Source organism: Notoacmeibacter ruber (assembly GCF_003668555.1).
Classification (GTDB): Bacteria; Pseudomonadota; Alphaproteobacteria; order Rhizobiales; family Rhizobiaceae; genus Notoacmeibacter; species Notoacmeibacter ruber.
In genome coordinates this window covers 2655561-2680696 of sequence record NZ_RCWN01000001.1, presented here as the reverse complement: position 1 = coordinate 2680696, position 25136 = coordinate 2655561, and the positions used below count along the sequence as shown (strand labels likewise).

Annotated in this window: 27 protein-coding genes; 15 read left to right on the top strand and 12 right to left on the bottom strand. The window is 60.3% G+C overall.

Annotation, left to right across the window (positions count from 1 at the left end; all coding sequences use genetic code 11):
• Nucleotides 1-10: 10 nt before the first annotated feature.
• On the bottom strand, nt 11-1354 hold the full coding sequence (locus D8780_RS12880) for an MFS transporter (RefSeq protein ID WP_245412415.1): 1344 nt from the start codon (nt 1352-1354) through the stop codon (nt 11-13).
• A gap of 199 nt (nt 1355-1553) precedes the next feature.
• Between D8780_RS12880 and D8780_RS12875 the strand changes: the two genes are divergently transcribed.
• A complete protein-coding gene (locus D8780_RS12875) occupies nt 1554-2189 on the top strand; it encodes a peroxidase-related enzyme (protein ID WP_199699606.1) in 636 nt (211 codons plus the stop codon).
• A 4-nt stretch (nt 2190-2193) separates the two neighbouring features.
• Here D8780_RS12875 and D8780_RS12870 read toward each other — a convergent pair whose 3' ends face one another.
• Both D8780_RS12870 and D8780_RS12865 read right to left on the bottom strand, forming a co-directional pair.
• A complete protein-coding gene (locus D8780_RS12870; RefSeq protein WP_121645965.1) occupies nt 2194-2841 on the bottom strand; it encodes a CatA-like O-acetyltransferase in 648 nt (215 codons plus the stop codon).
• A 51-nt stretch (nt 2842-2892) separates the two neighbouring features.
• Nucleotides 2893-3273: a YidH family protein gene (locus tag D8780_RS12865; RefSeq protein WP_121646556.1), complete on the bottom strand. Its 381-nt coding sequence runs from the start codon at nt 3271-3273 to the stop codon at nt 2893-2895.
• A 526-nt stretch (nt 3274-3799) separates the two neighbouring features.
• Between D8780_RS12865 and D8780_RS12860 the strand changes: the two genes are divergently transcribed.
• The 4 genes from D8780_RS12860 (at nt 3800) to D8780_RS12850 (ending at nt 6630) form a co-directional block, all read left to right on the top strand.
• A complete protein-coding gene (locus D8780_RS12860) occupies nt 3800-4204 on the top strand; it encodes an AAA family ATPase (RefSeq protein WP_121645964.1) in 405 nt (134 codons plus the stop codon).
• 233 nt (nt 4205-4437) lie between these two features.
• Entirely contained in the window at nt 4438-5703 is a 1266-nt protein-coding gene (locus D8780_RS12855; protein WP_158598508.1) for an ATP-dependent nuclease, read from the top strand.
• Nucleotides 5696-5986, top strand: a complete 291-nt coding sequence (locus D8780_RS15695; protein ID WP_147440320.1) for a WYL domain-containing protein — start codon at nt 5696-5698, stop codon at nt 5984-5986. Before D8780_RS12855 ends, D8780_RS15695 begins: the two co-directional genes overlap by 8 nt.
• Before the next feature lie 185 nt (nt 5987-6171).
• Nucleotides 6172-6630, top strand: coding sequence for a YqaA family protein (locus D8780_RS12850; RefSeq protein WP_121645962.1), 459 nt, complete (start codon nt 6172-6174; stop codon nt 6628-6630).
• Here D8780_RS12850 and typA read toward each other — a convergent pair.
• Nucleotides 6627-8444 (bottom strand): translational GTPase TypA, encoded by a 1818-nt coding sequence (gene typA, locus D8780_RS12845; RefSeq protein ID WP_121645961.1) that lies wholly within the window; start codon nt 8442-8444, stop codon nt 6627-6629. The genes D8780_RS12850 and typA overlap by 4 nt on opposite strands.
• Before the next feature lie 147 nt (nt 8445-8591).
• Between typA and D8780_RS12840 the strand changes: the two genes are divergently transcribed.
• Together D8780_RS12840 and D8780_RS12835 are read left to right on the top strand one after the other, a co-directional pair.
• Complete coding sequence (locus D8780_RS12840) at nt 8592-9344, top strand: dienelactone hydrolase family protein (RefSeq protein WP_121645960.1); 753 nt, start codon at nt 8592-8594, stop codon at nt 9342-9344.
• 158 nt (nt 9345-9502) lie between these two features.
• On the top strand, nt 9503-10783 hold the full coding sequence (locus D8780_RS12835) for an O-antigen ligase family protein (RefSeq protein WP_158598507.1): 1281 nt from the start codon (nt 9503-9505) through the stop codon (nt 10781-10783).
• A gap of 18 nt (nt 10784-10801) precedes the next feature.
• Here D8780_RS12835 and dxr read toward each other — a convergent pair whose 3' ends face one another.
• The 3 genes from dxr to D8780_RS12820 all read right to left on the bottom strand — a co-directional run bounded on the left by dxr (nt 10802) and on the right by D8780_RS12820 (nt 13291).
• Nucleotides 10802-11944 (bottom strand): 1-deoxy-D-xylulose-5-phosphate reductoisomerase, encoded by a 1143-nt coding sequence (dxr, locus tag D8780_RS12830; RefSeq protein WP_121645958.1) that lies wholly within the window; start codon nt 11942-11944, stop codon nt 10802-10804.
• The gene (locus tag D8780_RS12825; RefSeq protein ID WP_199699605.1) at nt 11944-12942 is read right to left on the bottom strand and encodes an aldo/keto reductase; all 999 of its coding nucleotides are present in this window, start codon (nt 12940-12942) and stop codon (nt 11944-11946) included. The genes dxr and D8780_RS12825 overlap by 1 nt, the downstream gene beginning before the upstream one ends.
• A gap of 127 nt (nt 12943-13069) precedes the next feature.
• Nucleotides 13070-13291, bottom strand: coding sequence for a hypothetical protein (locus tag D8780_RS12820; RefSeq protein ID WP_121645956.1), 222 nt, complete (start codon nt 13289-13291; stop codon nt 13070-13072).
• 90 nt (nt 13292-13381) lie between these two features.
• Between D8780_RS12820 and D8780_RS12815 the strand changes: the two genes are divergently transcribed.
• On the top strand, nt 13382-14308 hold the full coding sequence (locus tag D8780_RS12815) for a LysR substrate-binding domain-containing protein (RefSeq protein ID WP_121645955.1): 927 nt from the start codon (nt 13382-13384) through the stop codon (nt 14306-14308).
• An 83-nt stretch (nt 14309-14391) separates the two neighbouring features.
• On the opposite strand, the gene D8780_RS12810 is transcribed toward D8780_RS12815, so the two are convergent.
• Complete coding sequence (locus D8780_RS12810; RefSeq protein ID WP_121645954.1) at nt 14392-14550, bottom strand: YqaE/Pmp3 family membrane protein; 159 nt, start codon at nt 14548-14550, stop codon at nt 14392-14394.
• A 292-nt stretch (nt 14551-14842) separates the two neighbouring features.
• On the opposite strand from D8780_RS12810, the gene D8780_RS12805 reads away from it, so the two are divergent.
• The 3 genes from D8780_RS12805 to D8780_RS12795 all read left to right on the top strand — a co-directional run bounded on the left by D8780_RS12805 (nt 14843) and on the right by D8780_RS12795 (nt 18554).
• The gene (locus D8780_RS12805) at nt 14843-15106 is read left to right on the top strand and encodes a DUF4212 domain-containing protein (RefSeq protein WP_121645953.1); all 264 of its coding nucleotides are present in this window, start codon (nt 14843-14845) and stop codon (nt 15104-15106) included.
• Between the two features lie 4 nt (nt 15107-15110).
• A complete protein-coding gene (locus tag D8780_RS12800) occupies nt 15111-16874 on the top strand; it encodes a sodium:solute symporter family protein (protein WP_121645952.1) in 1764 nt (587 codons plus the stop codon).
• Between the two features lie 489 nt (nt 16875-17363).
• Entirely contained in the window at nt 17364-18554 is a 1191-nt protein-coding gene (locus D8780_RS12795; protein ID WP_121645951.1) for an OpgC family protein, read from the top strand.
• A gap of 1 nt (nt 18555) precedes the next feature.
• On the opposite strand, the gene D8780_RS12790 is transcribed toward D8780_RS12795, so the two are convergent.
• The gene (locus D8780_RS12790; protein ID WP_121645950.1) at nt 18556-18816 is read right to left on the bottom strand and encodes a hypothetical protein; all 261 of its coding nucleotides are present in this window, start codon (nt 18814-18816) and stop codon (nt 18556-18558) included.
• 3 nt (nt 18817-18819) lie between these two features.
• The gene (locus D8780_RS12785; protein WP_210209465.1) at nt 18820-19023 is read right to left on the bottom strand and encodes a hypothetical protein; all 204 of its coding nucleotides are present in this window, start codon (nt 19021-19023) and stop codon (nt 18820-18822) included.
• Between the two features lie 176 nt (nt 19024-19199).
• Here D8780_RS12785 and D8780_RS12780 point away from each other — a divergent pair, with 176 nt between their 5' ends.
• Nucleotides 19200-20387, top strand: a complete 1188-nt coding sequence (locus D8780_RS12780; protein WP_121645948.1) for an APC family permease — start codon at nt 19200-19202, stop codon at nt 20385-20387.
• A gap of 12 nt (nt 20388-20399) precedes the next feature.
• Here D8780_RS12780 and D8780_RS12775 read toward each other — a convergent pair whose 3' ends face one another.
• Together D8780_RS12775 and D8780_RS12770 are read right to left on the bottom strand one after the other, a co-directional pair.
• Entirely contained in the window at nt 20400-20579 is a 180-nt protein-coding gene (locus D8780_RS12775) for a hypothetical protein (RefSeq protein WP_121645947.1), read from the bottom strand.
• Nucleotides 20539-20877, bottom strand: a complete 339-nt coding sequence (locus D8780_RS12770; protein WP_121645946.1) for a DUF1674 domain-containing protein — start codon at nt 20875-20877, stop codon at nt 20539-20541. Before D8780_RS12770 ends, D8780_RS12775 begins: the two co-directional genes overlap by 41 nt.
• A gap of 91 nt (nt 20878-20968) precedes the next feature.
• On the opposite strand from D8780_RS12770, the gene htpX reads away from it, so the two are divergent.
• From htpX to D8780_RS12755, 3 genes are read left to right on the top strand one after another with little or no spacing between them, the layout of a single operon-like run.
• Entirely contained in the window at nt 20969-21913 is a 945-nt protein-coding gene (gene htpX / locus D8780_RS12765) for a zinc metalloprotease HtpX (RefSeq protein WP_121645945.1), read from the top strand.
• Entirely contained in the window at nt 21910-23286 is a 1377-nt protein-coding gene (locus D8780_RS12760) for an RsmB/NOP family class I SAM-dependent RNA methyltransferase (protein WP_121645944.1), read from the top strand. The genes htpX and D8780_RS12760 overlap by 4 nt, the downstream gene beginning before the upstream one ends.
• A 51-nt stretch (nt 23287-23337) precedes the next feature.
• Complete coding sequence (locus D8780_RS12755; protein WP_121645943.1) at nt 23338-25059, top strand: heparinase II/III family protein; 1722 nt, start codon at nt 23338-23340, stop codon at nt 25057-25059.
• The last annotated feature ends 77 nt before the right edge of the window (nt 25060-25136 follow it).

Below are 25136 nucleotides of genomic sequence, written 5' to 3'. Positions count from 1 at the left end.
TCCCTCATTGTCAGTCGATACGCAGAAGCGTTTTGGGATCTGCTGCGGGGTAGGGCGTTCGCAGCGCTATGACGAGGCCGACCAAAAGGAAGAGTGTGATGACCGCCATCCCGATTGGCGCGGATCCCGTTGCCGCTGTCACTGTTCCGACGAGAAGCGGTGCGAGAAAACTGGTCGCCCTGCCGGACAGTGCATAGAAACCGAACCAGCGGCCGGCTTCCTCTGCCGGCACGCTGCGCGCCATCCACGCGCGCGAGGAGGCCTGCACAGGGCCAAAGGCGAGCCCGATGAGAAGGCCATAGAGGATATAGACCTTCTCTGCGGCCGTGCCGAACAGGCCGCCCGAATCCGCCACCGGCAGAGCGATCAGCCCGAACAGGGTGGAGTCCGCTTGCGTGGAAACGATCCCCACCGTAGCGACCAGCAAAAGGATCACGGCGATGATCACCAGGTTTTTGGAGCCGAGGCGCTTGTCCAGACCGCCCGCTACGAGACATGCCGGAATCGCTGTCAGATTGAGCAGAATGCCGAAAATGCCGATCTCCATAATCGGCCAACCGAACAGGGCTGCGGCAAAGGTTCCGCCCAGCGCGACGAGCGCGTTGACGCCATCCTGATAGATCATCCGGGCTGCCAGAAATTTTGCGAGGCCCGGTTGCCGCCGGACTTCCGCCCATGTGGAGCGTAGCTCCGCCACGCCCGAACGGACAGCCTTGCCGGGTGCCATCGTGCTGCGCCGGGCATCGGGCGTGAACAGAAACATCGGAAGAATGAAAAGAAGATACCAGACAGCGGCGATCGGTCCCGTGATCCGAGCATCTTCTCCGGCACTGGCATCCAGTCCGAAAAGCGGCTCCACACCGATCAGCGTTCGGCCGGTCTCGGGATTGGCGGCGAGTAGGGCGATGGTCAGCGCCAGAACGATGAGGCCCCCTGCATAACCGAGACCCCAGGCAATGTTCGAGATACGGCCGGTCTGCTCGGGTGTGGCGATGCGCGGCAACATTGAATCGTTGAAGACGATCGAAAATTCCGCCGCGATCGTCGCGAGGACGAAGGCACCGATCACCAGAAGAAGTGAACTGCCCGGCTCCGCAAACCATAGCGCCGCCAGCATCATGACCTTGAGGACAGCAAAGCCTGCGATCCACGGTTTCTTGCGGCCGGCCTGATCGGCGATCGATCCGAGGATAGGCGACAGAATTGCGATGCTGAGGCCCGCGATCGCGACCCCGAAAGCCCACGCCGATTGCCCTGCGGCCGGGTCGCTTGCCAGTCTGTTGACGACATAGGGGCCGAAGATGAAGGTGGTCACGACAGTGAAAAAGGGCTGGGCCGCCCAGTCGAAGAACATCCAGCCCCAGAGTCCACGGCGGCTGGCACTGCCTTTCCGATCATCGGCGGCAGGCTCAGGCTCGGGATTCTTCGCTATGTCTTCATTCATCGCGGCGTCCTCGAAAGCGTTGGGCGCAAACTCTGCCATGACCCTCTGCCATGATGCATCGCGAGATGGTAGGCCCATGGCATGGAACTGTCTCAAGGGAGGATCAGAGATGGATGAGAAGGCACAGAAGCCAGCGGCCGCGACACAAGCGTCGGCGCCGCGCTGGCGGGAAGAGGGGCTACCGAAGGTGATGGCGTTGAACCTGCCAGCCGAAGACCCGATGCCGGAGGGGGCTGCCACCTATTTCGACAAATGCGAGGAGAAGCTCGGCATCGTTCCGAATGTTCTGGTCGCGCACGCTTTCGATGCCGAGCGGCTGGACACCTTTGCCAAGTTTTACAATTCGCTGATGCTGGCGCCCTCCGGCCTCACCAAGGCCGAGAGAGAGATGATCGCGGTGACAGTGTCGGCGATCAATCGCTGCCATTACTGCCTGACGGCGCATGGCGCAGCCTTGCGTCAGTTAACCGGCGATCCGGCGTTGGCGGAGACGATTACCCAGAACTGGCGTGCCGCCGACCTGTCCGAGCGCCAGCGGGCCATGCTGGCCTTTGTCGAGAAGTTGAGCCTGCGCCCTGCGGCCATGGATGAAGCGGATCGGCAGGCTCTGCGCGATGCGGGATTTTCCGATCGCGACATATTCGATATTGCGTCGGTGGCCGGCTTCTATGCCATGAGCAACCGGCTCGCGAGCGCCACGGAGATGGCACCCAACCCGGAATATCACGCCATGGCGCGTGACTAGGGCATCAAGCCCGTAGCGTATCGATGACCTTCTGCGTCTCGGCGATGAAGGCCGCGATATGGCTGCCGTCGATGAAGCAGTGATGAACCTCGATGGAAATGGCACAGGACCAGCGGCCTGCGCCATCCTCCACGAATTTCCCCCAGACGATTCGCGGCACGCAATCGCGGGGCCCCTCCATCGCATTGGTCAGGGCCGTGAAATCGACCGCCGGCGTGCAGCTGAGGTAAATCCAGTGATCGCCCTCCGCCGGGTCGTCGAGGCCGGTGCCTTCCGCCGCCTGAGCGATCAGGCGCGCCGCGTTCGACGCGAAGGCCGCGTAATTCTCCGCAGGCGGGATGGCCGAAAACCCGAAGCTGCCATCGGGCCGCGCCACGGTGGGCGAGACGCCCACCCATTCATGTTCGACTGCACCGAGCGGCTCACCATCCGTTCCGCCGCGAAAGCGCTGGCGGAAGGGCGCAACGACATTGGCGGCCTGGCACAGCGCGTGAAGCATGACGATGAAGGGCCGATGACCAGCCGGCTTCAGAACCGTCATCAAACGGGTGACATCGAGCCGCGCCGTCAGCCCGTATTGCGGGCGCTCATATTGCGAATAGAGGCGGAATGGGCCGGCGTGGTCCCAATCATCAAGATCGATAGTGCGCATGGCGCTCTTTTGCGATGATCCTGCGCTCTCTTCAAGTCAGATTCAGCGGCGTCAGATCAGCCATAGAACCACCGCTACAATGATGCTGGCGAGGGCGAAAAGGCCTGCAACGGTGCCCATATGGCGCTGGGGAACCGGCTCGGCGGCATGGCTGTTCAACCGTTTCAGAACGCCGCAGCAATTTCTCCAGGCGAGCCAGAAGATCAGAATGCCGACGGCAATGAAGCCGCTGGCTGCGAGCTTGGCGACCCAGGTGGGTTCGGCAGCGCGGAAAATGGCCTGCGTTGCAAGGCCGAGACCCACAGCGGCAAGACCGGTGCGCATCCAGCCGGCAAAGGTACGCTCATTGGCGAGCACCGTGCGGTCCTCGGCCCAGTCGGTCCTCTCCTGCGCCCATTCGGTCTTGTTGTCGTGCTCTGGCGTCTTGGTCATCCAGACACTTTGCGTCGCCCTTTTGCAAAAACCAAGTCCCGCTGGCTTATGGCTCGTCCATGCCGAAAGCGCCGCGGGCAATAAGCCGGCAGCGTGACAGAGAAAGAGCGGCGGATGGCGGCCAAAGAAGCGCGTCATCTGGTGTGTGCGGGTGCGATCCTTCGACCGCCATCCGGGCGATTATCGACTGAACGTCTCTGTGACGGCAGCATCCTTCCCGGCGGAGACCCGCCCGTGAATGCTTCCGCCTCCGCAACCTTGCCCGCAGGCTCAACGGTCTTGGCTCACCGCAAGTCCGTAGCCAAAGGGATCTCTCCACCCACCGCCGATGACCACGGATCGTCACCGGCGCGCTACGCTCGCCCCGCGCCCCCACGACATCTCCGGTTCGCGATCCCGTCGCTCCTGGAAGGCAGTAGGAGGAGGATAGGGGAGGTTTGGAAGGGGTGAATAAGAGTGGAAAGCGACGGCTAAGCCTAACTTCGGAGCGCGAATCGAGTAGCATAACATCAGCGGGAGAGTTGCGATGCAAGTATCAGCGGTCCATATCGAAAACTTTCGGTCGATTGAAAAACTTACTGTCAAGATGGATGGACTGACAACAATTATTGGGGCGAATAACGCTGGCAAGAGTACGATTCTCTTGGCCATCCAGAATTTTTTCTCTGCTAATCCAAAAATGGATGAAAAAGATCATATTGGCTATGATCGGGATCGTGATATCCATATCTCAGTAACTTTCTCCAATTTAACAAGCGACGAGAAAGAAGAATTTGGGAGTGCAGTAATCGAAGATACGATGACTGTCTCGAGAATTTTCGGTAACGAGCACAGCGGTGAATTTTTTGTTACGACTAAATCAGTAGATGAATTTATTCCGATTTATGAGACATCCGGAAAGCGTGATAAAAAAACGCCTATGACAGAATAAGAGAAAAATTCGAACTTCCGAGTGTAGCGAGTGCAGATAAGGCCGAGGAGGCTCTACGAAATTGGGAGCGCGAAAACTCCGAAAAGCTCAAAGAATGTAAAATTCGGGGCTTCTTCGGGGCCGTAAACGTAGCATCTGGAAAGCTCAGCAAGCGCACCGCCATAAGGCTCATTCCCGCGTCTACGGAACTGACAAAATTTTCGGATGGAGCGAAATCGCCTCTGGTGGGCCTTTTGAATGACGTCGTCCGTCAAACATTTGAGAACAAGACTGAATTCAAAGAATTTATCTCGCAATCAAAAGATCGCTTGAAGGATTTGACCGATCCTAATTCGGTGCCCCAATTGGCTGGTATCGGATCTAATCTGACAAGTATTCTCTCAGGTTTCTACTCAGATACCGAAGTTGTAGCGAGCATTTTGCCGATCGAAGATATGCCCATTCAATATCCTTCAGCGACCCTTAGTATAAAGCACCGCGACATAGCAGTTGACGTAGAGAATGTAGGCCATGGCCTTCAGAGAGCTATGCTTTTTTCTATTGTGAGATTTCTAACAGGTCGAGACTTAGAGGAGGAGAAGGGAGAGGAATTTACTTCGCCACAGAGTGATATAATAATTATTATTGAGGAGCCCGAAATATATCAGCATCCACTGAAGCAGTCAACATTTTACGGCGCCTTCAAGGCTATCACTGAGTCATTTAACCGGCATACAGGAATACGAGTTCAAATTATATTTACGACGCACAGTGAAAAATTCGTTCATATGGCAGATATAGCCCATGTCCGACGTATTTCGAAAAGAAAATGCGAGGACGGACATTTCTCCACTGACTGTAATTCTTTGTCCTTGACTGATTTTTCTGCGGGGATGGCCGGTCTTTTGCAGTCACCTAATCCAAAATCTGAAATTGCTTTCGCCGCAGGGCTTCATATTTTTACTCGTGAAGTATCGGAGGGCTTCTTTGCGGATACTGTGTTGATTGTCGAGGGCGTCTCGGACGCGGAGATGATCAGAGCTTATTTTGAAATACGGCGACCTGATCTAGATCTGAGTGGACTCTCAGTAATCAGCGTTGGGGGGAAATCAAAACTAGATAAGCCTTTTTTTGCGTTTGATAAAATGGGAATTCCTGCATTTGTTTTGTGGGACAATGATTTCTCGGAGAAGGGAAATGACCGAGCTCAGACTATCAAGCGCAACAGACGACTGATGCGGATGATAGGCGAGGAGGAAGACGATTTTCCAAGCGGAGTATTCGAAAGGGGCGCTGCCTTCAGAGGGCACATCGAGAGCTATTTGCAGTCGGAGGTTGGTTTAGTCAAATATACTGAAATTATGAATCGTCATTGTACTGGATTTGATATAACTAGTAAGGAAGCCTGTAAAAGCCCAGTTGTTGCTCGAGCGATTATTAACGAGATTGCTGCCGGCGACGCCGAGCTTTCCATGCTCGACGAAATTGCAATAAGTATCGGGAAACTTTTGCATGCTTGAAGAACTTCTATCGGCGGCGAAGGAGTGCAGGCCTGTTGAATTCGAATATGATGGCTTAAAAAGAGTCGTCGAAATCCATGTGATCGGCCGATCACGCACAGGCGATTTAATATTGTTTGGTTGGCAAGTGGCGGGCAATTCTAGCAGTGGGAATCTAGGTTGGCGGTATTTTCGTTTGTCGAAGATCGAGCAGTGTTCTTCCATTGGCGGACGTTCAGGGGCGCCGCGCCCGGATTTCTTGGGCGCTCCAGCAATCGTCGAGATCATATACGAAATTTATTAGTTTTATTTCCTCTTTTCTACCTTTTCGACTTTCCTTTTCTGGCTGAGCGGTGGAAGCCGCGCGAATCTGACATGCTTCGGAGTGGACCGTCATTCCGTCTGTTCGTTCGAAAACGGACCGCCGCCCTTAACACTCCGCGCCATTTCACCTAACCGGCAGATCATCATCCTCACCGCCAGATTCTCATGGAAGTTTCGGCTATGCTTGGCCTGTTGGCCTCAGCCTTTTTGGGCGCGACGCTGCTGCCGGGCGCGTCGGAGGCGGTGCTCGTCGGGCTATTGGCGGCTGGCGAGGGGAGCGCTGCCATGCTGGTCGGCGTTGCGACGCTCGGCAATGTGCTGGGCTCGTGCGTGAACTTTGTGTGCGGGCGATTTCTGCTGCACTTTTCCGACCGGCGGTGGTTCCCCGTCTCGCCTGCGGCGCTGACGCGCTACAGCCGGTTCTACCGGCGCTATGGCATCTGGACGCTGCTGCTGAGCTGGATGCCGATCATCGGCGATCCGCTGACGGTGCTGGCCGGCGCGGCGCGGACGCCGCTAACCTTCTTTCTGGTGCTTGTGACCGCCGGCAAACTGGCGCGCTATGCGCTACTGGCCGCGCTGACCGTGGAATATGTGGACAGCGCGGCACTCGTTGCCGGTTAGCCCGCCTTGGCGGATTTTTCGAAGCGCTTGCGCTCGTGGCTATCCAGATAGAGCTTTCTGAGGCGGATATTCTTCGGCGTCACCTCGACCAGCTCGTCATCCTGAATCCATGAGAGGGCGCGTTCCAGCGTCATACGGATGGGCGGGGTCAGCTTGACCGCCTCATCCTTGCCGGAGGCGCGCATGTTCGTCAGCTTCTTGCCCTTCAGCACATTCACCTCGAGATCGTTGTCGCGGGTGTGGATGCCGATAATCATGCCCTGATAGACCTTCTCGCCGGCCTCGATGACCATCGGGCCGCGATCTTCCAGGTTGAAGAGGGCGTAGGCGGCGGCTTCGCCATTGTCGTTGCTGATGAGAACGCCCTGCACGCGCCCGCCGATCGGCCCGCGATGGGGCGCATATTCGTGGAACAGGCGGTTCATGATGGCCGTGCCGCGCGTATCGGTGAGCAGTTCGCTCTGATAGCCGATCAGGCCGCGCGTCGGCGCGTGGAAGACGAGGCGCTGGCGCCCGCCGCCACTGGGGCGCAGCTCGATCATGTCGCCCTTCCGCTCGCTCATCTTCTGGACGACCGTGCCGGCATATTCCTCGTCGACGTCGATCACGACCTCTTCGATTGGCTCCATCAGATTGCCGGCCTCGTCATTGTGCATGACGACGCGCGGGCGGGAGACGGCCAGTTCGAAGCCTTCGCGGCGCATGGTCTCGATGAGCACGGCGAGCTGCAATTCGCCGCGGCCGGAGACGTAGAAACTGTCCTTGTCTTCCGCTTCCTCGATCTTCAGCGCGACATTGCCTTCGGCCTCCTTGAAGAGGCGATCGCGGATGACGCGGCTCGTCACCTTGTCGCCCTCGGTGCCGGCCAGCGGCGAATCGTTGACGATGAAGCTCATGGTCACGGTCGGCGGATCGATGGGCTGGGCTTCCAGCGGCTCGCTGACGGACGGATCGCAGAAGGTGTCGGCGACGGTGCCCTCGGAAAGGCCGGCGATTGCGACGATGTCGCCCGCCTCGGCGCTGTCGATCGGCTGGCGCTCCAGGCCGCGGAAGCCGAGGATTTTCGAGATGCGGCCCGTTTCCAGCAGCTTGCCGTCATGGTGCAGCACCTTGACCGGCTGGTTCGGCTTGAGCGTGCCCGAGGCGATGCGCCCGGTGATGATGCGGCCAAGAAAGGGGTTGGCTTCGAGGATCGTGCCGATCATGCGGAAGGGGCCGGCCTCGGTGGTCGGCTCCGGCACATGCTTCAGGACGAGGTCGAAGAGCGGCGACAGGTCCTCTTTCGGGCCGTCCGGTTCGGCGGCCATCCAGCCATCGCGGCCGGAGCCGTAGAGGACCGGGAAGTCGAGCTGCTCTTCATTGGCATCGAGATTGGCGAAAAGATCGAAGATCTCGTCCAGCACCTCGTCATGGCGGCCATCGGGCCGGTCGATCTTGTTGATCGCGACGATCGGCTTCAGACCGACCTTGAGCGCCTTGCCGACGACGAATTTCGTCTGCGGCATCGGCCCTTCGGCGGCGTCGACCAGCAGCACCGCGCCATCGACCATGGAGAGGATGCGCTCCACCTCGCCGCCGAAATCGGCGTGGCCGGGCGTATCGACGATGTTGATGCGCGTGCCCTTCCACTCCACCGACGTCGCCTTGGCGAGAATGGTGATGCCACGCTCCTGTTCGAGCTCGTTGCTGTCCATTGCGCGTTCGGCGACGCGCTGGTTTTCGCGGAAGGCGCCGGACTGCTTCAGCAGTTCGTCGACGAGGGTGGTCTTGCCGTGGTCGACGTGAGCGATGATGGCGATATTGCGGAGGGCCATGGTGGCGCGCTTTCTGAAAGATCGTCTGAAAGGAGAGGTTGGCGCGCATATAGACGCAAAGCGGCGAGAGCGAAAGAGTGCTGCGCTGGCCGCGTGCCCGCGGTGGCCTAGTTATATTTCATATGTCCAGAATCGAAAGGACGAAACATGCGACAGATATTCTTGGCGGCAGGGCTCGCGACGGCCAGCGCAACCGCGGCCATGGCCGGCGAGGCCGTGACCTATCAGGCGGCCGGTTCCGATTATGAGGGCTATTACGCGCCGGCGACGGATGATTCGAAAGGGCTCGTCCTCGTGATCCATGATTGGGACGGGCTGAACGATTACGAGATGAAACGTGCCGACATGCTGGCGGAAATGGGCTACAACGCCTTCGCCGTCGATCTGTACGGAAAGGGCAATCGGCCCGACACCGTCGATGCTAGAAAAGAAGAGACGGCCAAGCTTTATGATGATCGCGATGCGATGCGCACGCGAATTCTTGCCGGGCTGGAGGAAGCGCGGATCCAGAGCGACAGCGATGGCGAGGCGGTGGTGATGGGCTACTGCTTCGGCGGTGCGGCCGTGCTGGAGCTGGCACGTTCGGGCAAGGCGGAGAATGTCAGCGGCTATGCAACCTTCCATGGCGGGCTCGCAACGCCAGAGGGGCAATCGTACTCGTCCGACACGCCGCCGCTACTCATCGCCCATGGCGGCGCCGATACGTCTATACCGATGAGTGAGGCGTCGGATCTCGTCACGCAGCTGGAAGAAGCGGGCGTGACCTATGAGCTGGAGGTCTATTCCGGCGCGCCACACGCGTTCACGGTCTTCGGCTCGGACCGCTATCAGGAACGCGCCGACGAGAAGAGCTGGGATGCGTTTCAGACGTTTCTGAAAAACAATCTTGGCGATAGCTGAGGGCCTTCTCCGCCCAGCCTCGGCTGAGCTTTGTGACGCTCTCCGTCGGTCTCCCTGCTGCCGGCTCTTTTGAGCCGGCAGACCAATTGACGATTTAAGCCCTCTCTGCTTCACGCTATAATTGTATGTGCCATAAAGGTCGGCGCGGCGGAGGGCCCATGCATAGCGGAACGTTACAATCGGCCAGAGCGCCGTTTGGGATATGGTGCGGTTATCTCCTTTATTTCGTCCTCTTCGCGCTGCCGATTTCCTTCGCCATTGCTGATATTCTCCTCGATCTGAAGCACTATCAGACTTATCGCGTCCGGCGGGAATTCACCGGCTATTGCGAGGTGATCCTGATCGTTCTTCTCCTGTGGGGGGCGATAAAGAGCTGGCGTGTTTTCGACTGGCGGGTTCCGGCTCTGATGGTCGTGCCGCTTTTCATTCTAGTCGGGCATAGTCTCGCTTTTCCGGACGATGACAATGCGCGTGCGCTGTGGCGCTGGACACTGATCTTCCTTTTTGCCCTGGTCTTTTACGGCGCCGTTGCCGGCGGAACGATTGCGATCACCGCGCGCGGTGTGGTCACGTCTTTTGTAGCAGGGGCGTCGCTCTATACGGTCTTCGCCCTCGTCTATCATTTCGGGTGGGGGAATCTCAGCGAACTCAATAGCAATAATCTGGTCGGTTTCGGGAATGTGCGGGCTTCGAACCGGCTTCTCGTGCCTGCCTTGATGTGCGCCATCGTCGCATTTGCCCTGCCGGAGGCGGCAGGCAGAAGGCGCTGGTTCTTTCTGGCGGCTGCGCTCATCCTGGCAATGTTGAGTGGGTATACCGGCTCGCGCAGCACGATCATGGCACTGGTCTCGATCAGCATACTGGCCGCGCTGTTGTCACCTCGGTTTCGCTATCTGAGAATTGCCGCAGCCACCGTCGCGGTGATCGCGATCGGACTGGCATTGGCGTCTTTGGTGCCGACCGTCATTCAGTTGCTCGCCTCAACTGAGAATGTGGAGCCCGGCAAGGTGTCCCAATCGCTTCAAGTGTTTCGCTATAGCAGCAGCGGCCGAGTTATGATCTGGGAGACGATATTGGAACTGGCACTCCAGAGGCCCGCTTTCGGCTGGGGCGGGGCCGACTTTACCGCGGATCGGATCCGTCAGTTCAGCAATGCCCACAACATCATTATCCAAGTGTTCTACGAAGTCGGATTGGCCGGGTTGATCCCGATGGCCATTCTCGCCGCTTCCTTCCTTCTTCGTAGCCTGAAAATCGTGCGGGCCCCGAGACCGGACATGTACGTTACCGCGGCAGCGCTTTCTGCCTGTGCGATCATGGCCTCCTCGCTCGTCGCGCCGGGGCTCTGGTTCCAGTATTCCGCCTTCCTGTTCGTTGTGCTGGCGGTGGTGGCGCTTGTCAGGCCCGGTGCGCCAGGAGAGGCTGATCCACTCGGTTAGGCACTTTTCGGCGCTTTATTAAATCCGGGCCTGGCGATCGATCTCTTCGATTTCATCGAGCGATCTTGGTTCAGACAGGTCGCCGAGACGGTCCATGGCCACTTCGACCCGTTCCGCCATGTCGAGAAAGCCGATCTCTCCCGCGATAAAGGCGTCGAGTGCCGCTTCCTTCGCGCCATTCAGGACGGCGCTGGATGCGCCGCCATGGAGGAGTGCCCGGCGCGCCAGCCGAAGAGCGGGAAATCTGCCCTCGTCGGGCGCTTCGAAGTCGAGACAGGACAAGGCGGCGAAATCCAGACGTTCGGTAGGCAGCGTGGCGCGATCCGGCCAGGCGAGCGCGTAGCCGATGGGTACACGCATATCCGCCGGCCCGAGCTGCGCAAGGATGGATCCGTCGCGATAGCGCACCATCGAATGGACGATCGATTGTGGATGCACGATCACCTCGACCTGTTCAGCCGTGAGGCCAAACAGATGCTGCGCCTCGATCATTTCCAGTGCCTTGTTGAACATGGACGCGCTGTCGATGGAGATTTTCAGCCCCATCGACCAGTTCGGGTGTTCTGCCGCGGTCTTAGCGGTGACAGACGCCATCTCTTGGCGGGACCAGGTTCGAAAAGGTCCCCCCGAAGCGGTGAGAACGATCGTCTCGACGGCGGCGCGCTCCTCGCCGATCAGGGCCTGGAATATAGCATTGTGCTCGGAATCGACGGGCAGAAGCGTTGCGCCATGTCTTTCGCATTCCGCAAGGAAAAAAGCGCCCGCGCAGACGAGGCACTCCTTGTTGGCAAGGGCGATCACACCACCGTGGCGAATGGCAGTGAGGGTCGGAGCGAGGCCGGCAATGCCGACGATGGCAGCCATCGTGACATCGACAGGCCGGCTCGCGGCTTCGATCAGCGCCGTTCTACCGGCGGCGACTTCGATCCCGGTACCAGAAAGAGCATCCTTCAGCTCACCATAGCGGCTTTCGTCGGCAGTGACTGCAAGTCTGGCACCGACGCGCCGAGCCTGCTCAGCCAGGAGCGCGATGTTGGATGCGCCGGTCAGGGCCTCCACCCGAAATGCTTCGGGGCCGAGATGGGTGAGGACGTCGAGTGTCGAGACCCCGATGGAGCCTGTTGCGCCAAGAACGGTTATGGAACGCTGACCGTCAGCCATCAGCAATAATCCTCGACCCCAGCCGTCTGGGCCGGGGCATAACGCGCGCCATGAGCGAAGCCGGCGGGAAGGATTGCCTCGATTGCGGCCATCTGCTCATGTGTCAGCGTCACGGCAGCGGCTTCGGCATTCTGCTGAAGGTGGGTCGTGCTACGCGTGCCCGGTATGACATGGATATGAGGCGCACGCGCCAGAACCCAGGCATTGGCCAGCACCGGTGCCGGCAGTCCCATCTCGTCCGCGAGCACGCGGAAGGCCGCGATCTTCTGTTCATTGCGCGGGAAATTATCCGGCGAAAACCGCGGATTGGCCGCCCGGAAATCCGAGGCCGAGAAGGTTTCGGGACGAAGCGGTGCGTCGCCGAACATGCCGCGTCCAAGGGATGAGAAGGCAACAAAGGCCGTTCCGAGCCTCGCGCACAGATCGATCAGACCGAGCTCTGGCTGTCGGCTCCATAGCGAATATTCGCTTTGGACAGCGCGAATGGGAAAGACGGAGGCGGCCCGCTCCAGGGTCGACGGCGCACATTCCGACAGGCCGATCCCGCCGATCAGGCCTTCCTCGGTCCAGCGGCCCATGGCTTCCACGATCGTTTCGATGGGGGTCTCCGGATCGCGGCGGTGGATGTAATAGAGATCGACGTGATCGGTATTGAGCCGTGTCAGCGATTTCTCCAGTTCGCCGCGCATATAGTCCGGATCATTGCTGATCCTGCGGGGCGGGCCGGAAATGATGGCGCTTTTTGTGGCCAGAGCGATTTTCTGCCGGGCGCCGGGGTGGTCTTGGAGAAAGCGGCCGATAATCTCTTCGCACAATCCATCGCCGCCATAGATATTGGCAACGTCCCAGTGATTGACGCCGCTCTCCAGCGCCTTGGCCATCGTGGCGCGGCTCGCCTCTTCGGTCGTTTTGCCGTACATGCCGCCAAAGCTCATCGCTCCGAGGCCCACGGAAAGAACCAGAGGGCCGTCGGCTCCCAGCGTGCGGTGTTCCATCATCAACTTCCCTGCTGCATCTGCCAGAGGTTTAGCAGCCGCGAACCTCGTGACAAGGGCAGGGTCGTCATTCACCCGTGCCGAGGATGCCGACGCTCCGGCAAGTCACTGCCGCAGCGTCGGGGTCTCCTCAATGCAGCCTTTGGTCGAGGGTGGACAGGTCCGCCGCCGCGCTGTCGCCGTGATCGGTGCGGCAGCCTGAATCATTTTGAAGTCTCTGCTCGGCAGGCCAGCCGATATCCTTCCTCTGCCAGTCGGGCAGGGAAGAAATCTGCCGTTCCAGCCGCCTCCGCCTCGATTGGTCGCGCGCCCTGCTGACGCGAGCTCTTACCCATTCCAGATTGTAGCTCATCGTTTCGTCTCCGTGTTGGCCGTCAGGCTTGCGAAGACGCTATGAGCGAGGTATGATTCAATCAAACGAATTGTTCTGAGGTAATGATCAATGGAATTGATCAGTAACGACAATGCTCCGTTCGGCGCCCCCTTGCTGGATGCGGACGTGCTGCGCAGCTTCGTGGCCATTGTCGAAACGGGCAGTTTCGCGAAGGCGGCGGATGCGGTCGGACGGACGCCCTCAGCGGTCTCGATGCAGATGAAACGGCTCGAGGAACAGCTTGGCACGCCGGTGCTGGAGCGTGGGCCGCGCCATGTGCGCCTGACCGTAGCCGGTGAAACCCTGTTGCGTTATGCGCGACAGATGCTGGAACTGAACCGGGCGGCCCTCGATACGATTTTGCGGCCCGAGATGGCAGGCCGGCTCTGTCTGGGACTGCCTGACGACTATGGCGAGACCGTTCTGCCGAACGTGCTCAAGAAGTTCTCCGAAAGCCATCCCAGCGTCGTCGTCGATGTGGTGATGAAGGAGAGCCGTGATCTTCGGCCTCTCTTTCAGGATGGCAAACTCGATCTTGCGCTTGTCTCATGCGATGAATTGCCGGGCTGCGAAACCGAGGGCGAGGTGCTGATCCGCGAGCCTCTGGTCTGGATCGGAGCGCTCGGCGGAACGGCGCATCTTCGTGATCCGCTGCCGATCTCCATGTGGGAAGAAGGGTGTGTCTGGCGGACGCAGGCCGAAAGGGCGCTGAAGGCGATGAAGCGTGACTATCGCGTGGCCTATCTCTGCGCCCATACATCGGGCCAGCGTGCAGCGGTGCAGGCAGGAATAGCCGTCGCCCCCGTTTCCCGCTCGTTTGCCGGCGCTGGTGTGCGCATATTGAGTGAGGAAGATGGGTTGCCCCCCTTAGGCGACTATTCGATCAGCCTGTTGAGCCAAGACAATCCGACCTGCCAGGCGACCGCCATGGCAGGTCATCTCCGCGCCTTCTTTCACCAAAGTGCCCGGAAACCTCAGTCGATCGCGGCTGAGTAAGCCTGATCTGGCCTGACGAACCGTCCTTTTCCGCCAGTCGGTCCAAGGGAAAGTCACCTGGCAGACGGTGCCGCAGAGCATTGTTACTTCCGCAAGATAACCCACAGAGCATGGATGATGCCGGGTACATAGCCGAGCAGCGTCAGCAGAATATTGAGCCAGAAATGCAAGCCAATGCCGACCTGGAGAAACACGCCAACGGGCGGCAGGATGATGGCGAGCAGAATGCGGATGATATCCATCGGGGCACGATCCTTTCATCGTTTCATGGTGTGAGAACGTGAGTTGCGGTCCTTCGTTGCGCCACGACCGATAAAATCGTCGAATGTGGAAAAGCATCTGAAAAGACAGGAGATCGCGTCGGCGAAATACGTCGAAGGTCTAAGCAGGCCGTCTCAATACATGGTCTAAACCGGGCGAATATCTCTGGCGTCCCGGTGTGGCTATCGTTTAATTGGCACCGATGGTCCGCGATTAGTTGTCGGGGTGTTTTGGGAGGCTCCGTCCCGCCGGCCATCTGACCGGGGAGGAATTATGGTCGATCAAACATCCAAGGCGGATGCCTATTGGGCCGCCAACAAGCGGCTTATGGCGATCCTGTTGATTATCTGGGCGCTGGTTTCTTTCGGCTTCGGGATCATTCTGCGGCCCTTGCTTTCAGGAATTTCAGTCGGCGGAACCGATCTTGGTTTCTGGTTTGCGCAGCAAGGATCCATCCTGACATTCATTGTGCTGATCTTCGTCTATGCCTGGCGCATGAATGCGCTGGACCGCAAATACGAATTCGACGAGGAGTAAATCGATGAGTCAGTACGCACTCAATCTGCTGTTCATCGGCGGTTCCTTTCTTCTTTACATCGTGATCGCCTGGGTCTCTCGCGCCGGCTCGACGTCGGAATTCTATGCCGCGAACCGGGGTGTCCACCCTGTGGTGAACGGTATGGCGACCGCCGCCGACTGGATGAGCGCCGCTTCGTTCATTTCGATGGCGGGGCTGATCGCCTTCACCGGCTACGGCAACTCGTCCTATCTGATGGGCTGGACCGGCGGATACGTCTTGCTGGCTATGCTGCTGGCACCCTATCTGCGCAAGTTCGGCAAGTTCACGGTGCCGGAATTCATCGGAGACCGGTTCTATTCAAAAACCGCGCGTCTCGTGGCCGTGTTCTGCCTGATCGTCATTTCGCTGACCTATGTCATCGGCCAGATGACCGGCGTTGGCGTCGCCTTCTCGCGCTTCCTCGAAGTCGACAACGCAACGGGCCTCTTCATCGGCGCGGCGATCGTATTCTTCTACGCGGTCTTCGGCGGCATGAAGGGCATCACCTATACGCAGGTGGCGCAATATGTGGTGCTGATCTTTGCCTATACGGTGCCGGCGATCTTCATCTCGCTGCAACTGACCGGCAATCCGCTGCCGCCTCTCGGGCTGTTCGGCGATGTCGAGGGCGGCACGCCGCTTCTGGTCAGGCTCGATCAGGTGGTAACGGATCTTGGCTTTGCCGAATATACCGCGCTGAATTCCTCCATGTTCAACATGGTTCTGTTCACGCTGGCGCTGATGATCGGAACGGCGGGCCTGCCCCATGTCATCATCCGCTTCTTCACCGTGCCGCGTGTTCGCGATGCGCGCTATTCGGCCGGGTGGGCGCTGGTTTTCATCGCGCTTCTCTATCTCGTCGCCCCGGCCGTCGGTGCGATGGCGCGGCTCAACCTGATCGACACCGTCTATCCGAACGGCACACAGGCTGAAGCGCTGGAATATGAAGAGCGGCCGCAATGGATGAAGAACTGGGAAGTGACCGGTCTTCTGACGTTCGACGACAAGAATGGCGACGGACGGATCAATTACTACAACGACGCCAATGATGAGGTGGCCGGCACGCTGGCTGGCTCGCCGCAGGGTAATGAACTCGACGTCAACCGCGACATCCTGGTGCTTGCCAATCCGGAGATCGCACAACTGCCGAGCTGGGTAATCGCACTGATCGCCGCTGGCGGTATCGCTGCAGCGCTTTCGACGGCGGCGGGCCTTCTTCTCGCCATCGCGTCGGCTGTCAGTCACGACCTCGTCAAAGGGGCGATCAATCCGACGATCTCGGAGCGAGCAGAGCTGATGTGGGCCCGGATTGCCATGGCGGTGACGATTGGGGTGGCCACCTATCTCGGGCTCAATCCGCCCGGATTTGCGGCGCAAACCGTGGCTCTGGCCTTCGGTCTCGCGGCGGCGTCGATCTTCCCGGTGCTGATGATGGGCATCTTCTCCAAGACGGTGAACCGGACCGGGGCTGTGGCCGGCATGCTGGCGGGGCTTCTGTCGACCGTGATCTACATCTTCATCTACAAGGGCTGGTTCTTCATTCCCGAGACCAATCAGCTCGCCGATGTGCCGGAAAACTGGCTATTCGGTATCGCCCCGACCTCTGTCGGTGCGGTTGGCGCCCTGATCAATTTTGCGGTCGCCATCATCATATCGAAGATGACGAGCGATGTGCCAGAACACATCAAGGATCTGGTCGAGAGCGTACGGACGCCCCGCGGCGCCGGTGTCGCGACCGACCACTAAGACGGTCTTGGCCAACCATGCGCAACCCCGCCCGGAGCGATCCGGGCGGGTTCATTTTTGCCGCCCGCCTCTTGCGCAAAGCGCTGAAAATCCCCACACTCTGAATCGTGTTCAACGAATGAAAGGAGGTGATCTGATGTCGAGTGTTTACCAGTTCCGTGATGTGGTCTCGGCGGATTGCCTTCACGGGAAGCAGTCTTCCCGCTGATAGCGCATGATGTGCGGCCGGAGCCGAGTTTGATCGGCCGGCTGACGACCGCACCATGAACGGAAACACGGGGCTCGCCTGTCAAGGCGGGCCCTTTTTCTTGGCGGGACTTTACGGAGAGCGTATTTTCGCATCTATGGCCATTGTCACGCCACGATGATGGCGCCATAGCCATTGAACCATTGATGCAAGGGACGGCAGGCGAATGGAACGGCGGTCCTCCGGCTCCCACCGGATGATGGACCGAAATTGCCCCGCCTGTGAGACCGATACGAACGCACATGACCGCTCCCGTTCCTTCCACGCGTGATACACGGATCGATGTGATCCGCGCGCTGATCCTGCTCTCCATCTTCATCAATCACGTGCCGCAGAACCCGCTAGAGTTTCTCACGCACAAGAATTTCGGATTTTCGGATGCGGCGGAGGCGTTCGTCCTGATTTCCGGCCTGTCGGCCGGACTCGCCTATTCTTCGAAGTTCTGCCCTGGAGCCCGTCTGGCCGCCACGGTGAAGGCATGGCGACGCGCTGGTGTTCTCTACATCGCGCAGCTTTGCACCACGCTTTTCACTCTGGGCAGCTTCGGCTTCTTCGCCGCGCTTTGGTCGAGGCCCGATCTGATGGAGAAGATCGCCATCAGGCCGGTGATGGAGCACTCGGCGGAAGCGTTCGCCGGTATCATTCTGATGACGCACCAGCTCGGCTATAACAATATTCTGTCGATCTATGTCCTGATGCTTGTGATGCTGCCGCCGATGATCCTGATCGGCAAGCGAAGCATCGCCGCGATGCTCCTGATCAGTTTCGGGCTTTGGCTCGGATGCGGGCTCTTTCAGTTCGGCCCGCCCAACTGGCCGATGAGCGGCATCTGGTTTCTCAATCCGCTTTCCTGGCAGTTCCTCTTCTTCATTGGTGTCGCGTCCGTCCTGCACATCCGTGCGGGCGGGACCCTTCCGCGTCACCCGGCGCTGATCGTCCTCGCCGCCGGCTATCTCCTGCTGGCGCTGTTGTGGGTCCGAATTCCGCTTTGGGGCGTCGATGTCTCGTTCGGGCTGCCGAAGGTGCTTACCGGCTTCAACAAGACGTTTCTCTCGACCTTTCGCCTGCTGCACGTCCTGGCGGCGGCCTATCTGATCGTGACGATCGCCCCTTTGTCGCGGCTGTTTCGCTGCCGACTCGACAACCCTCTCGCGGTGATGGGCCGGCACGCTCTTCCGGTCTTCATCGCCGGTACATTGTTCGCCATGGTCCTCCAGCCGCTTCGGATGGTGACGGAGCCGTCCCCCCTTCTCGATACGGGTCTTGTGCTGCTCGGCTGTGCCCTGCTTTTCGCGCTGGTGTACTGGCTCGAATTTGCGGGAGCATTGAAGGTGGCGTCGGCAAGGCCAGCGGACGGACGGACAAATGCGGGCAAGGGGTCCCTCGTTGCCCGCCCGGCCGCTGCCCCGAAGGCGGAAGAGACGATAGCCTGATCTATCGCGTTGCGCCGACCGTTGTCCGGTCGATCACACGACCGGCCTGCGCACTGCCATCGCACCAGTCGATCCGCCGTCCGCCATGGTAGGGGAGGGCATAGTTTTCGCCGATCATGACCTCGGTCATGCTGACTGTTCCGCCAATATGAACTTTCGCCAGAACGCGGCCGAAATATTTGTCGGCCTCGACGTCGAGAAGCGTAACGGGACCTGAGCGCAGGAGCGTTTCGGCACGCCGCTTCGCCGACTGACCTGCCACTTTCTAGGCCTTGCAGCCGGCACGCCGGGTTTCGGGGGTGTCGATGCCTTTGACCCGGACCGTGTAGCGCAGACGCATGCCGGGCCATACCAGCGCATCGGCGGTAAAGCTGTCGCCATCGATCACGTTCACCACTGAAGCGGCGACCGGGCCGGAGACAATGTCTCCCGCCGTCGCGGCAGCAGGCAGCAGCAAAGAACCAAGCATCAGGCAGGCGAATCGCATCGCACGATTCTATTCCTGATTGCAGGGAGCGTGAATCCGTTTTCGGATTTTCGACGAGCCAAGGCGTTGACGAAGGGGAAGAAACGGGCTGCGCGGAGTTGCGCAAAACGTTCGCGCAGCGCTTTTCCTTTCGCTCACAAGGGCATAAGCGACGAGGCATGATCACCAGCGTCATTCTCATCGCCGTTCTCGCCAGCGCCGCCCTCCTGTTATGGCCGCGCGTCGCTTCTGCGCCGCTTTGGCGTGCCACCGTCACACCGCTCGCATCGATCATCGGAAGCGGCTTTCTGGTGCTTGGCCCCATCCTGCACGTGTCCTTCGGCTGGTATGCGCCGTTGATCATGGGGGTGCTGTGCGCCGGCGCGTGGGCATTTGGCAGCGCAATCCGCTTCAACATCGCACGACGCGCCGCCGGCGAACGCAGCGTCACGGAAGAATGGCTGGAAACCGCCGCCTCATGGACGCTTGCCTTCGCCTATTTCATCTCGGTAGCCTATTATCTGAACCTCTTCGGCGCATTCGGCACCGAGCTGACGCCATGGCGTTCGCCCTATCACGCGCGGCTTCTGACAAGCGCGATGCTGCTGGTCATCATCTTTGTGGGCTGGTTCTGGGGCTTTCGGGCGCTCGAGCGTCTGGAAACCCTCTCGGTTTCGTTGAAGCTGGCGATGATTGCCGGTCTTCTGGCCGGCCTTGCCTGGTTCTTCGCCGGTAAGGCGACGAGCGGTGAGCTTGTTGCCAGCGCGCCGTCCCTTTCCGGCTGGCCCGCTATCGCACTGATCTTCGGTCTGATCGTCACGGTGCAGGGGTTCGAAACATCGCGATATCTCGGCGCTGAGTACGATGCGGCAACGCGCATCCGCTCGATGCGGCTTGCTCAAATCCTCTCAACGGTCATCTATCTGATCTATATCTTGCTGATTGCCTATGTGTTCCGGCCCGATGCCGTGCCGCTGAGCGAGACCGCCATCATCCAGCTCATGGCTCTGGTCGCGCCGATCCTGCCCATCCTCCTCACCGCGGCTGCGCTTGCGGCGCAGTTCAGCGCCGCTGTCGCCGATACGGGTGGGTCGGGTGGACTGGTCACTGAGCTGACGGGTGGCCGCATCGCGACCCGCACGGCCTATGCCCTGCTGGTGGCCTTCGGTTTCATTTTTACCTGGGCGTTCGATATTTTCGAGATCATCGCCTATGCGTCGCGTGGATTCGCGCTCTACTACGCCATTCAATCCGCAATCGCGGCGCAGGGAGCCCGCTGCGAGCGCCGCGGCGGCCTTGGCATCTTTTACAGCCTGCTGGCCGTGACCGGCCTGGCCATGGCTATCTTCGGCGCGCCGGCCGAATAGGCGCGGAGACGATCAGAATTTGTAGGCGACACCGAAGCGGACGGTGTGCATGTCGAGATCGGTGTCGATGATGTTGCCGGCTTCGACCTCGAAACCTTCATCCTCGAAATCGTAATAGGCTGGCCACGCAGCGAAATCGAATGTTGCCGACTCAGAAATCGATGGCGATGCCCTTCTTTTCCCAGTCGCCATAGCGCACTGGTTCGCGTCCGCCGCGACCGTCGATTTCACGCGGCATCTCGTCCTCGAAGGCATCGATCTTCGCACGGCGTTCCTCCGCTTCCTGCAGGGCGCGGCGAGCAGCGGCGGGAAGATCTTCGAGCCGACGTTGAGGCGAGGCCGATCGTCCGTCTTCCTCGTTTTCATCGCCTTTTGGCTCGTCTTTCAGTCGGGCCTTATCGGGCGTTGCTTCGTTCTCCTTGGCGCCCAGTCCGCTTGTCGCCTGCTTGATGGCGTCCTTCGCGTCGTCCTTGCGTGACTTTTCCGTCATCGATTTCTCCCGAATTGATCCGTCGTGCACAACCTCCCATATAAGGCGCAACTCAACAGTCTGCATCCTTCGGAAAGGACGAGCGGAGACGATGAATTACGTTAAGACGGCAATGCTGATCGCCTTCATGACAGCCCTCTTCATGGGCGTCGGCTTTCTGATCGGCGGACGCGGCGGCATGCTGATCGCGTTCGGTGTCGCTGTTGTCATGAACCTGTTCTCCTACTGGAACGCGGACAAGCTCGTGTTGAAGATGCACGGTGCGCGGCAGGTCGACGCGCAAAGCGCTCCCGGTTTCTACCGCATGGTAGAGCAGCTTTCGCAGAACGCAGGCCTGCCCATGCCCAAGGTCTACATCATGGAAAACGACCAGCCGAATGCTTTTGCCACTGGCCGAAACCCGGAGAATGCCGCGGTTGCAGCGACAACGGGCCTTCTTCGGCAACTGGATGAGCGGGAACTGGCCGGCGTCATGGCGCATGAACTGGCGCACGTCCAAAATCGCGACACGTTAATCATGACGATCACGGCGACGTTGGCCGGTGCCATTTCGATGCTCGCCAATTTTGCGTTCTTTTTCGGCGGCAATCGCGGCAACAACCCTCTCGGCATCATAGGGATGCTGGCGGCGATGATCGTTGCTCCGCTGGCCGCGATGATCGTGCAGATGGCGATCAGCCGGACGCGTGAATATGCCGCCGACCGGCGCGGCGCGGAAATATCCGGCGATCCGCTGGCCCTGGCGAGCGCCCTCCAGCGGATTGCGCGCGGGGCGGAGGCCATACCCAACGACAATGCGGAACGTAACCCCGCGACGGCGCACATGTTCATCATCAATCCGCTCAATGGTCAGCGCATGGATAGCCTTTTCTCGACGCATCCGGCGACCGCGAACCGCATTGCCGCGCTCAAGGAGATGGCGTCTGGTATGGGGGGCGGCTCGGGTTTGTCCTCCGGACGGGCCGCTCAGGACAGTATCCATAAGGGTGGGGCTCGTGTGCCGACCGGTGCCGGGCGTCGAGGCCCTTGGGCGTGAGGGCTACTTCCGCAAGAAAGTCCGCGCGCCCAGCCGGGAAAACCGCGGCGACGCACACAGATCACTCTTCCACAAAGACGGGGCTTGCGCCTCGCCTAGCCGCCGCTCGCCTCCTTGCCGCCGTGATCGACAAGGCGACACCGCTGGATGCGCTGACCGACGATGAAAACGGCAATCCGGCCTATATCGCGCTTGAGCCGCGCGACCGTGGGCTATGCCGCGCCATTCTGCTCACGGCTCTTCGCCATCGCGGCAGCCTGGAAGCGCTGATCGCCGATCGCCTGGATCGGCCGCTGCCGCCGAATGCGCGGGCGTTGGAACATCTTCTTCATGTGGGCGCGGCGCAAATCGTGCATCTTTCGGTGCCAGATAGCGCCGCGGTGGATCTTGCGGTGACCGCTGCGCAAGGCGATCCGCGACTTTCGCGGTTTGCCTCGCTCGTGAATGCCGTGCTTCGCGGGCTCACTCGCATGTCGGATGAAAAGCGCGAGGCGGTCGCGCAGAAGGCGCTCAATGCGCCGCAATGGTTCGCGGCAGCCCTGACGCGCGATTATGGCGAGGAGAGCGCTGCCGCCATCCTTCAGGCGCATCAGATGGAGGCCTCCGTCGACCTGACCGTAAAGGCGAACGCGGAGCGCTGGGCAGAAGAGCTTGGTGCGCGCATTCTGCCGAATGGCTCGTTGCGCCTTCCCGCTTCGACGCCGCCTATCCCGGCTCTCCCGGGATTCGAGGAAGGCGCCTGGTGGGTGCAGGATGCCGCCGCGACGATCCCGGCTCGGCTGATCGGTGCGACGCCCTCGATGAAGGTTGCGGACCTCTGCGCTGCGCCAGGGGGCAAGACCGCGCAAATCGCCTTGTCGGGCGCGGCCGTGACGGCGCTCGACCTTTCGGCTTCCCGCCTCCGCCGGCTTGAGGACAATCTTCGCCGGCTTGACCTTTCCGCAAAGACGGTCGCCGCTGACCTTCGGAAATGGGCGCCGGACGAAGCCTTCGATGCCGTTCTTCTCGACGCGCCGTGCTCGTCCACAGGCACCGCACGTCGCCATCCGGACGTGCTGTGGACGAAATCGGATGCCGTGGTGGAACGGATGGCGGCCCTACAGGCGGTCCTTCTTCAGCGTTGCGTTGATCTTGTCAGGCCGGGTGGAACGATCGTATTTGCAAACTGTTCGCTGGACCGGCGTGAGGGTGAAGCGGTGGCCAGGGCGTTCGAGGCGCTGGAGGCGATCGAGCCGCTTCCGGTCAGCCAGGCCGAGATACCCGGCTTCGAAACTGCGATCACCGGAGAGGGCTGGGTTCGAACCACGCCGGCGAACTGGGCCGAGATCGGCGGCGTCGACGGTTTTTTTGCCGCGCGATTTCGGCGGATTTGAACGACTTATCCACCGATAGCGTTTGATGCGCGGCAACACTCACGCATAGAGTTGTCGGATAAGAAGAACACTCCAACCGGGGCCATCACGATAGGCGAATATCCGAGCGCATTGTTTCGCCTTCTTGTCGAAGCCGCCAAGCGGCAACTGGTTCGTCCCTTTCAAACCGGACGGCTGGCCCGGCTTCGTGCGCTGCGCCTCGTTTCCAATCCGCCGCATATCGTCTTTGCGCCGCAGCGCCTCATGGAAGGCGACCCTGAACGGGCCAGAGCCTATTACTCCGGTGAATGGCGCCTCGCGGGGCATACCGTTTCGGTCGGGCCAGGTGGTCCGTTCGCCCAGAACGATGTGCCGGAAAGTTGGTGCAGGGAGCTGGAGCGGTTCGTCTGGCTGGCCGACTTTCAGGCCGCCCAGAGCGATCTTGCCGCTGCGCAAGCGCGGTATCTGGTCGAGGATTATCTCTCGCGGCCTGTCCTTGCGACCAGGACGAGCGCCAATGTCGGAATTGCGACGGAGCGGGTATTGCAATGGCTCAAGGCCTCGCCGCTTTTGCTCCGCAATGCCGATTCGCATTTCGGCCCGATGCTGGGCCGCGCCTTCGTGCGCCATTGTCGGTGGCTTCGCCGCGCGATTCCGGCCTCGCCCGAGCCACTCGACCGCCTTCGCGGAAGGGTTGCGCTGCTCGGACTGGCGCTCTGCCTATCCGACGGACAAAAGCGCGTGGAGAAGGCCGAGAAGAACCTCCTGAGCGAACTTGACCGGCAATTGCTCGCCGATGGCGGTCACGCCAGCCGCGATCCGTCGGTGCTGCCGACCATTCTGGAAGACCTGCTGCTGCTTCGCCAGGCCTATGGCCATCTCGGTCGTGCGCCACCCCAACCCTTTACCGAGGCCATCGACCGGCTTTTCGTTCTGCTCCGCTTCTTCGATCTCGGAGCGGGCCGTCTGGCGCGTTTCAACGGTGGCGGTTGGGTCGATCCACTCCTGATCCAGACGCTTCTGGCCCGCGATGAAACGGAGGGTCGGCCGGCTGGCTTGGCGGCGGCTTCCCATTATCTGCGATTGGAGGCCGGCGATAGCGTGGCCATTGCGGATGTGGGCGGACCGCCTCCGCTTTCCTTCGCCGGCCATGCGCATGCCGGCATGCTGTCGTTCGAGTTCTCGTCGGGCGGCGAGCCGATTGTCGTCAATTGCGGCGCTGCCCGCGATCCGAAATCGACGGTGTTCGGACTCTCCCGTGTGACTGCCGCGCATTCCACACTGGCTGTGGCCGATCGCTCTTCCGCGCAATTTGCACGGGCCGGGCGCTTGATGAAATGGCTGGGGCGACCGCTGATCGGCCCGGTTCACGTGGCGCTGCGGCGCGACGGAACACACGCGGCGACGGCGGCTCATGATGGCTATGTCGAGCCTTTCGGATTGCGCCACGAGCGGACGCTGATTCTTGCCGAAAACGGTCAATCCCTTGCCGGTATCGACCGGCTCTATGCCGAGCCGGACGATCGGGAGATCGTGATAGACATGCCGGTGACGCTCCGGTTTCATCTCCATCCAACGATCGATTGCTGGCGTGAGCGCGACGGCTCGATCAGGTTGACGACGAAGGGTGGGCGGCGTTGGCGCTTCGTCGTCGATGGTCACCGTGCGGCGATGACCGACAGTCTCTATCTCGGTCGGGCTGGCGAACCTGCCGCGACACGGCAGATCGAGATCACGCCGCCGATATCGAACGCGCCGCTGACGATCGAATGGGGCCTGGTCGCAGAGGACTAATAGGTATGGCAGGGCGCGGAAACTGGTGACGGCAGGCGCCGCAATCTCGCCATGGACGAATCATCGTGCTAGGGGCC

Coding starts and splice junctions, on each gene's coding strand:
- typA (WP_121645961.1), bottom strand. CDS start 8,444: ATGGCCCTCCGCAATATCGCCATCATCGCTCACGTCGACCACGGCAAG.
- D8780_RS12810 (WP_121645954.1), bottom strand. CDS start 14,550: ATGGATATCATCCGCATTCTGCTCGCCATCATCCTGCCGCCCGTTGGC.
- D8780_RS12815 (WP_121645955.1), top strand. CDS start 13,382: ATGGAATTGATCAGTAACGACAATGCTCCGTTCGGCGCCCCCTTGCTG.
- D8780_RS12820 (WP_121645956.1), bottom strand. CDS start 13,291: ATGAGCTACAATCTGGAATGGGTAAGAGCTCGCGTCAGCAGGGCGCGC.
- D8780_RS12880 (WP_245412415.1), bottom strand. CDS start 1,354: ATGTTCTTCGACTGGGCGGCCCAGCCCTTTTTCACTGTCGTGACCACC.
- D8780_RS12780 (WP_121645948.1), top strand. CDS start 19,200: ATGATCACCAGCGTCATTCTCATCGCCGTTCTCGCCAGCGCCGCCCTC.
- D8780_RS12800 (WP_121645952.1), top strand. CDS start 15,111: ATGAGTCAGTACGCACTCAATCTGCTGTTCATCGGCGGTTCCTTTCTT.
- D8780_RS12795 (WP_121645951.1), top strand. CDS start 17,364: ATGACCGCTCCCGTTCCTTCCACGCGTGATACACGGATCGATGTGATC.
- D8780_RS12850 (WP_121645962.1), top strand. CDS start 6,172: ATGGAAGTTTCGGCTATGCTTGGCCTGTTGGCCTCAGCCTTTTTGGGC.
- D8780_RS15695 (WP_147440320.1), top strand. CDS start 5,696: ATGCTTGAAGAACTTCTATCGGCGGCGAAGGAGTGCAGGCCTGTTGAA.
- D8780_RS12775 (WP_121645947.1), bottom strand. CDS start 20,579: ATGGCGACTGGGAAAAGAAGGGCATCGCCATCGATTTCTGAGTCGGCA.
- D8780_RS12825 (WP_199699605.1), bottom strand. CDS start 12,942: ATGATGGAACACCGCACGCTGGGAGCCGACGGCCCTCTGGTTCTTTCC.
- D8780_RS12805 (WP_121645953.1), top strand. CDS start 14,843: ATGGTCGATCAAACATCCAAGGCGGATGCCTATTGGGCCGCCAACAAG.
- D8780_RS12875 (WP_199699606.1), top strand. CDS start 1,554: ATGGATGAGAAGGCACAGAAGCCAGCGGCCGCGACACAAGCGTCGGCG.
- D8780_RS12870 (WP_121645965.1), bottom strand. CDS start 2,841: ATGCGCACTATCGATCTTGATGATTGGGACCACGCCGGCCCATTCCGC.
- D8780_RS12860 (WP_121645964.1), top strand. CDS start 3,800: ATGCAAGTATCAGCGGTCCATATCGAAAACTTTCGGTCGATTGAAAAA.
- D8780_RS12865 (WP_121646556.1), bottom strand. CDS start 3,273: ATGACCAAGACGCCAGAGCACGACAACAAGACCGAATGGGCGCAGGAG.
- D8780_RS12840 (WP_121645960.1), top strand. CDS start 8,592: ATGCGACAGATATTCTTGGCGGCAGGGCTCGCGACGGCCAGCGCAACC.
- D8780_RS12835 (WP_158598507.1), top strand. CDS start 9,503: ATGCATAGCGGAACGTTACAATCGGCCAGAGCGCCGTTTGGGATATGG.
- dxr (WP_121645958.1), bottom strand. CDS start 11,944: ATGGCTGACGGTCAGCGTTCCATAACCGTTCTTGGCGCAACAGGCTCC.
- htpX (WP_121645945.1), top strand. CDS start 20,969: ATGAATTACGTTAAGACGGCAATGCTGATCGCCTTCATGACAGCCCTC.
- D8780_RS12770 (WP_121645946.1), bottom strand. CDS start 20,877: ATGACGGAAAAGTCACGCAAGGACGACGCGAAGGACGCCATCAAGCAG.
- D8780_RS12785 (WP_210209465.1), bottom strand. CDS start 19,023: ATGCTTGGTTCTTTGCTGCTGCCTGCTGCCGCGACGGCGGGAGACATT.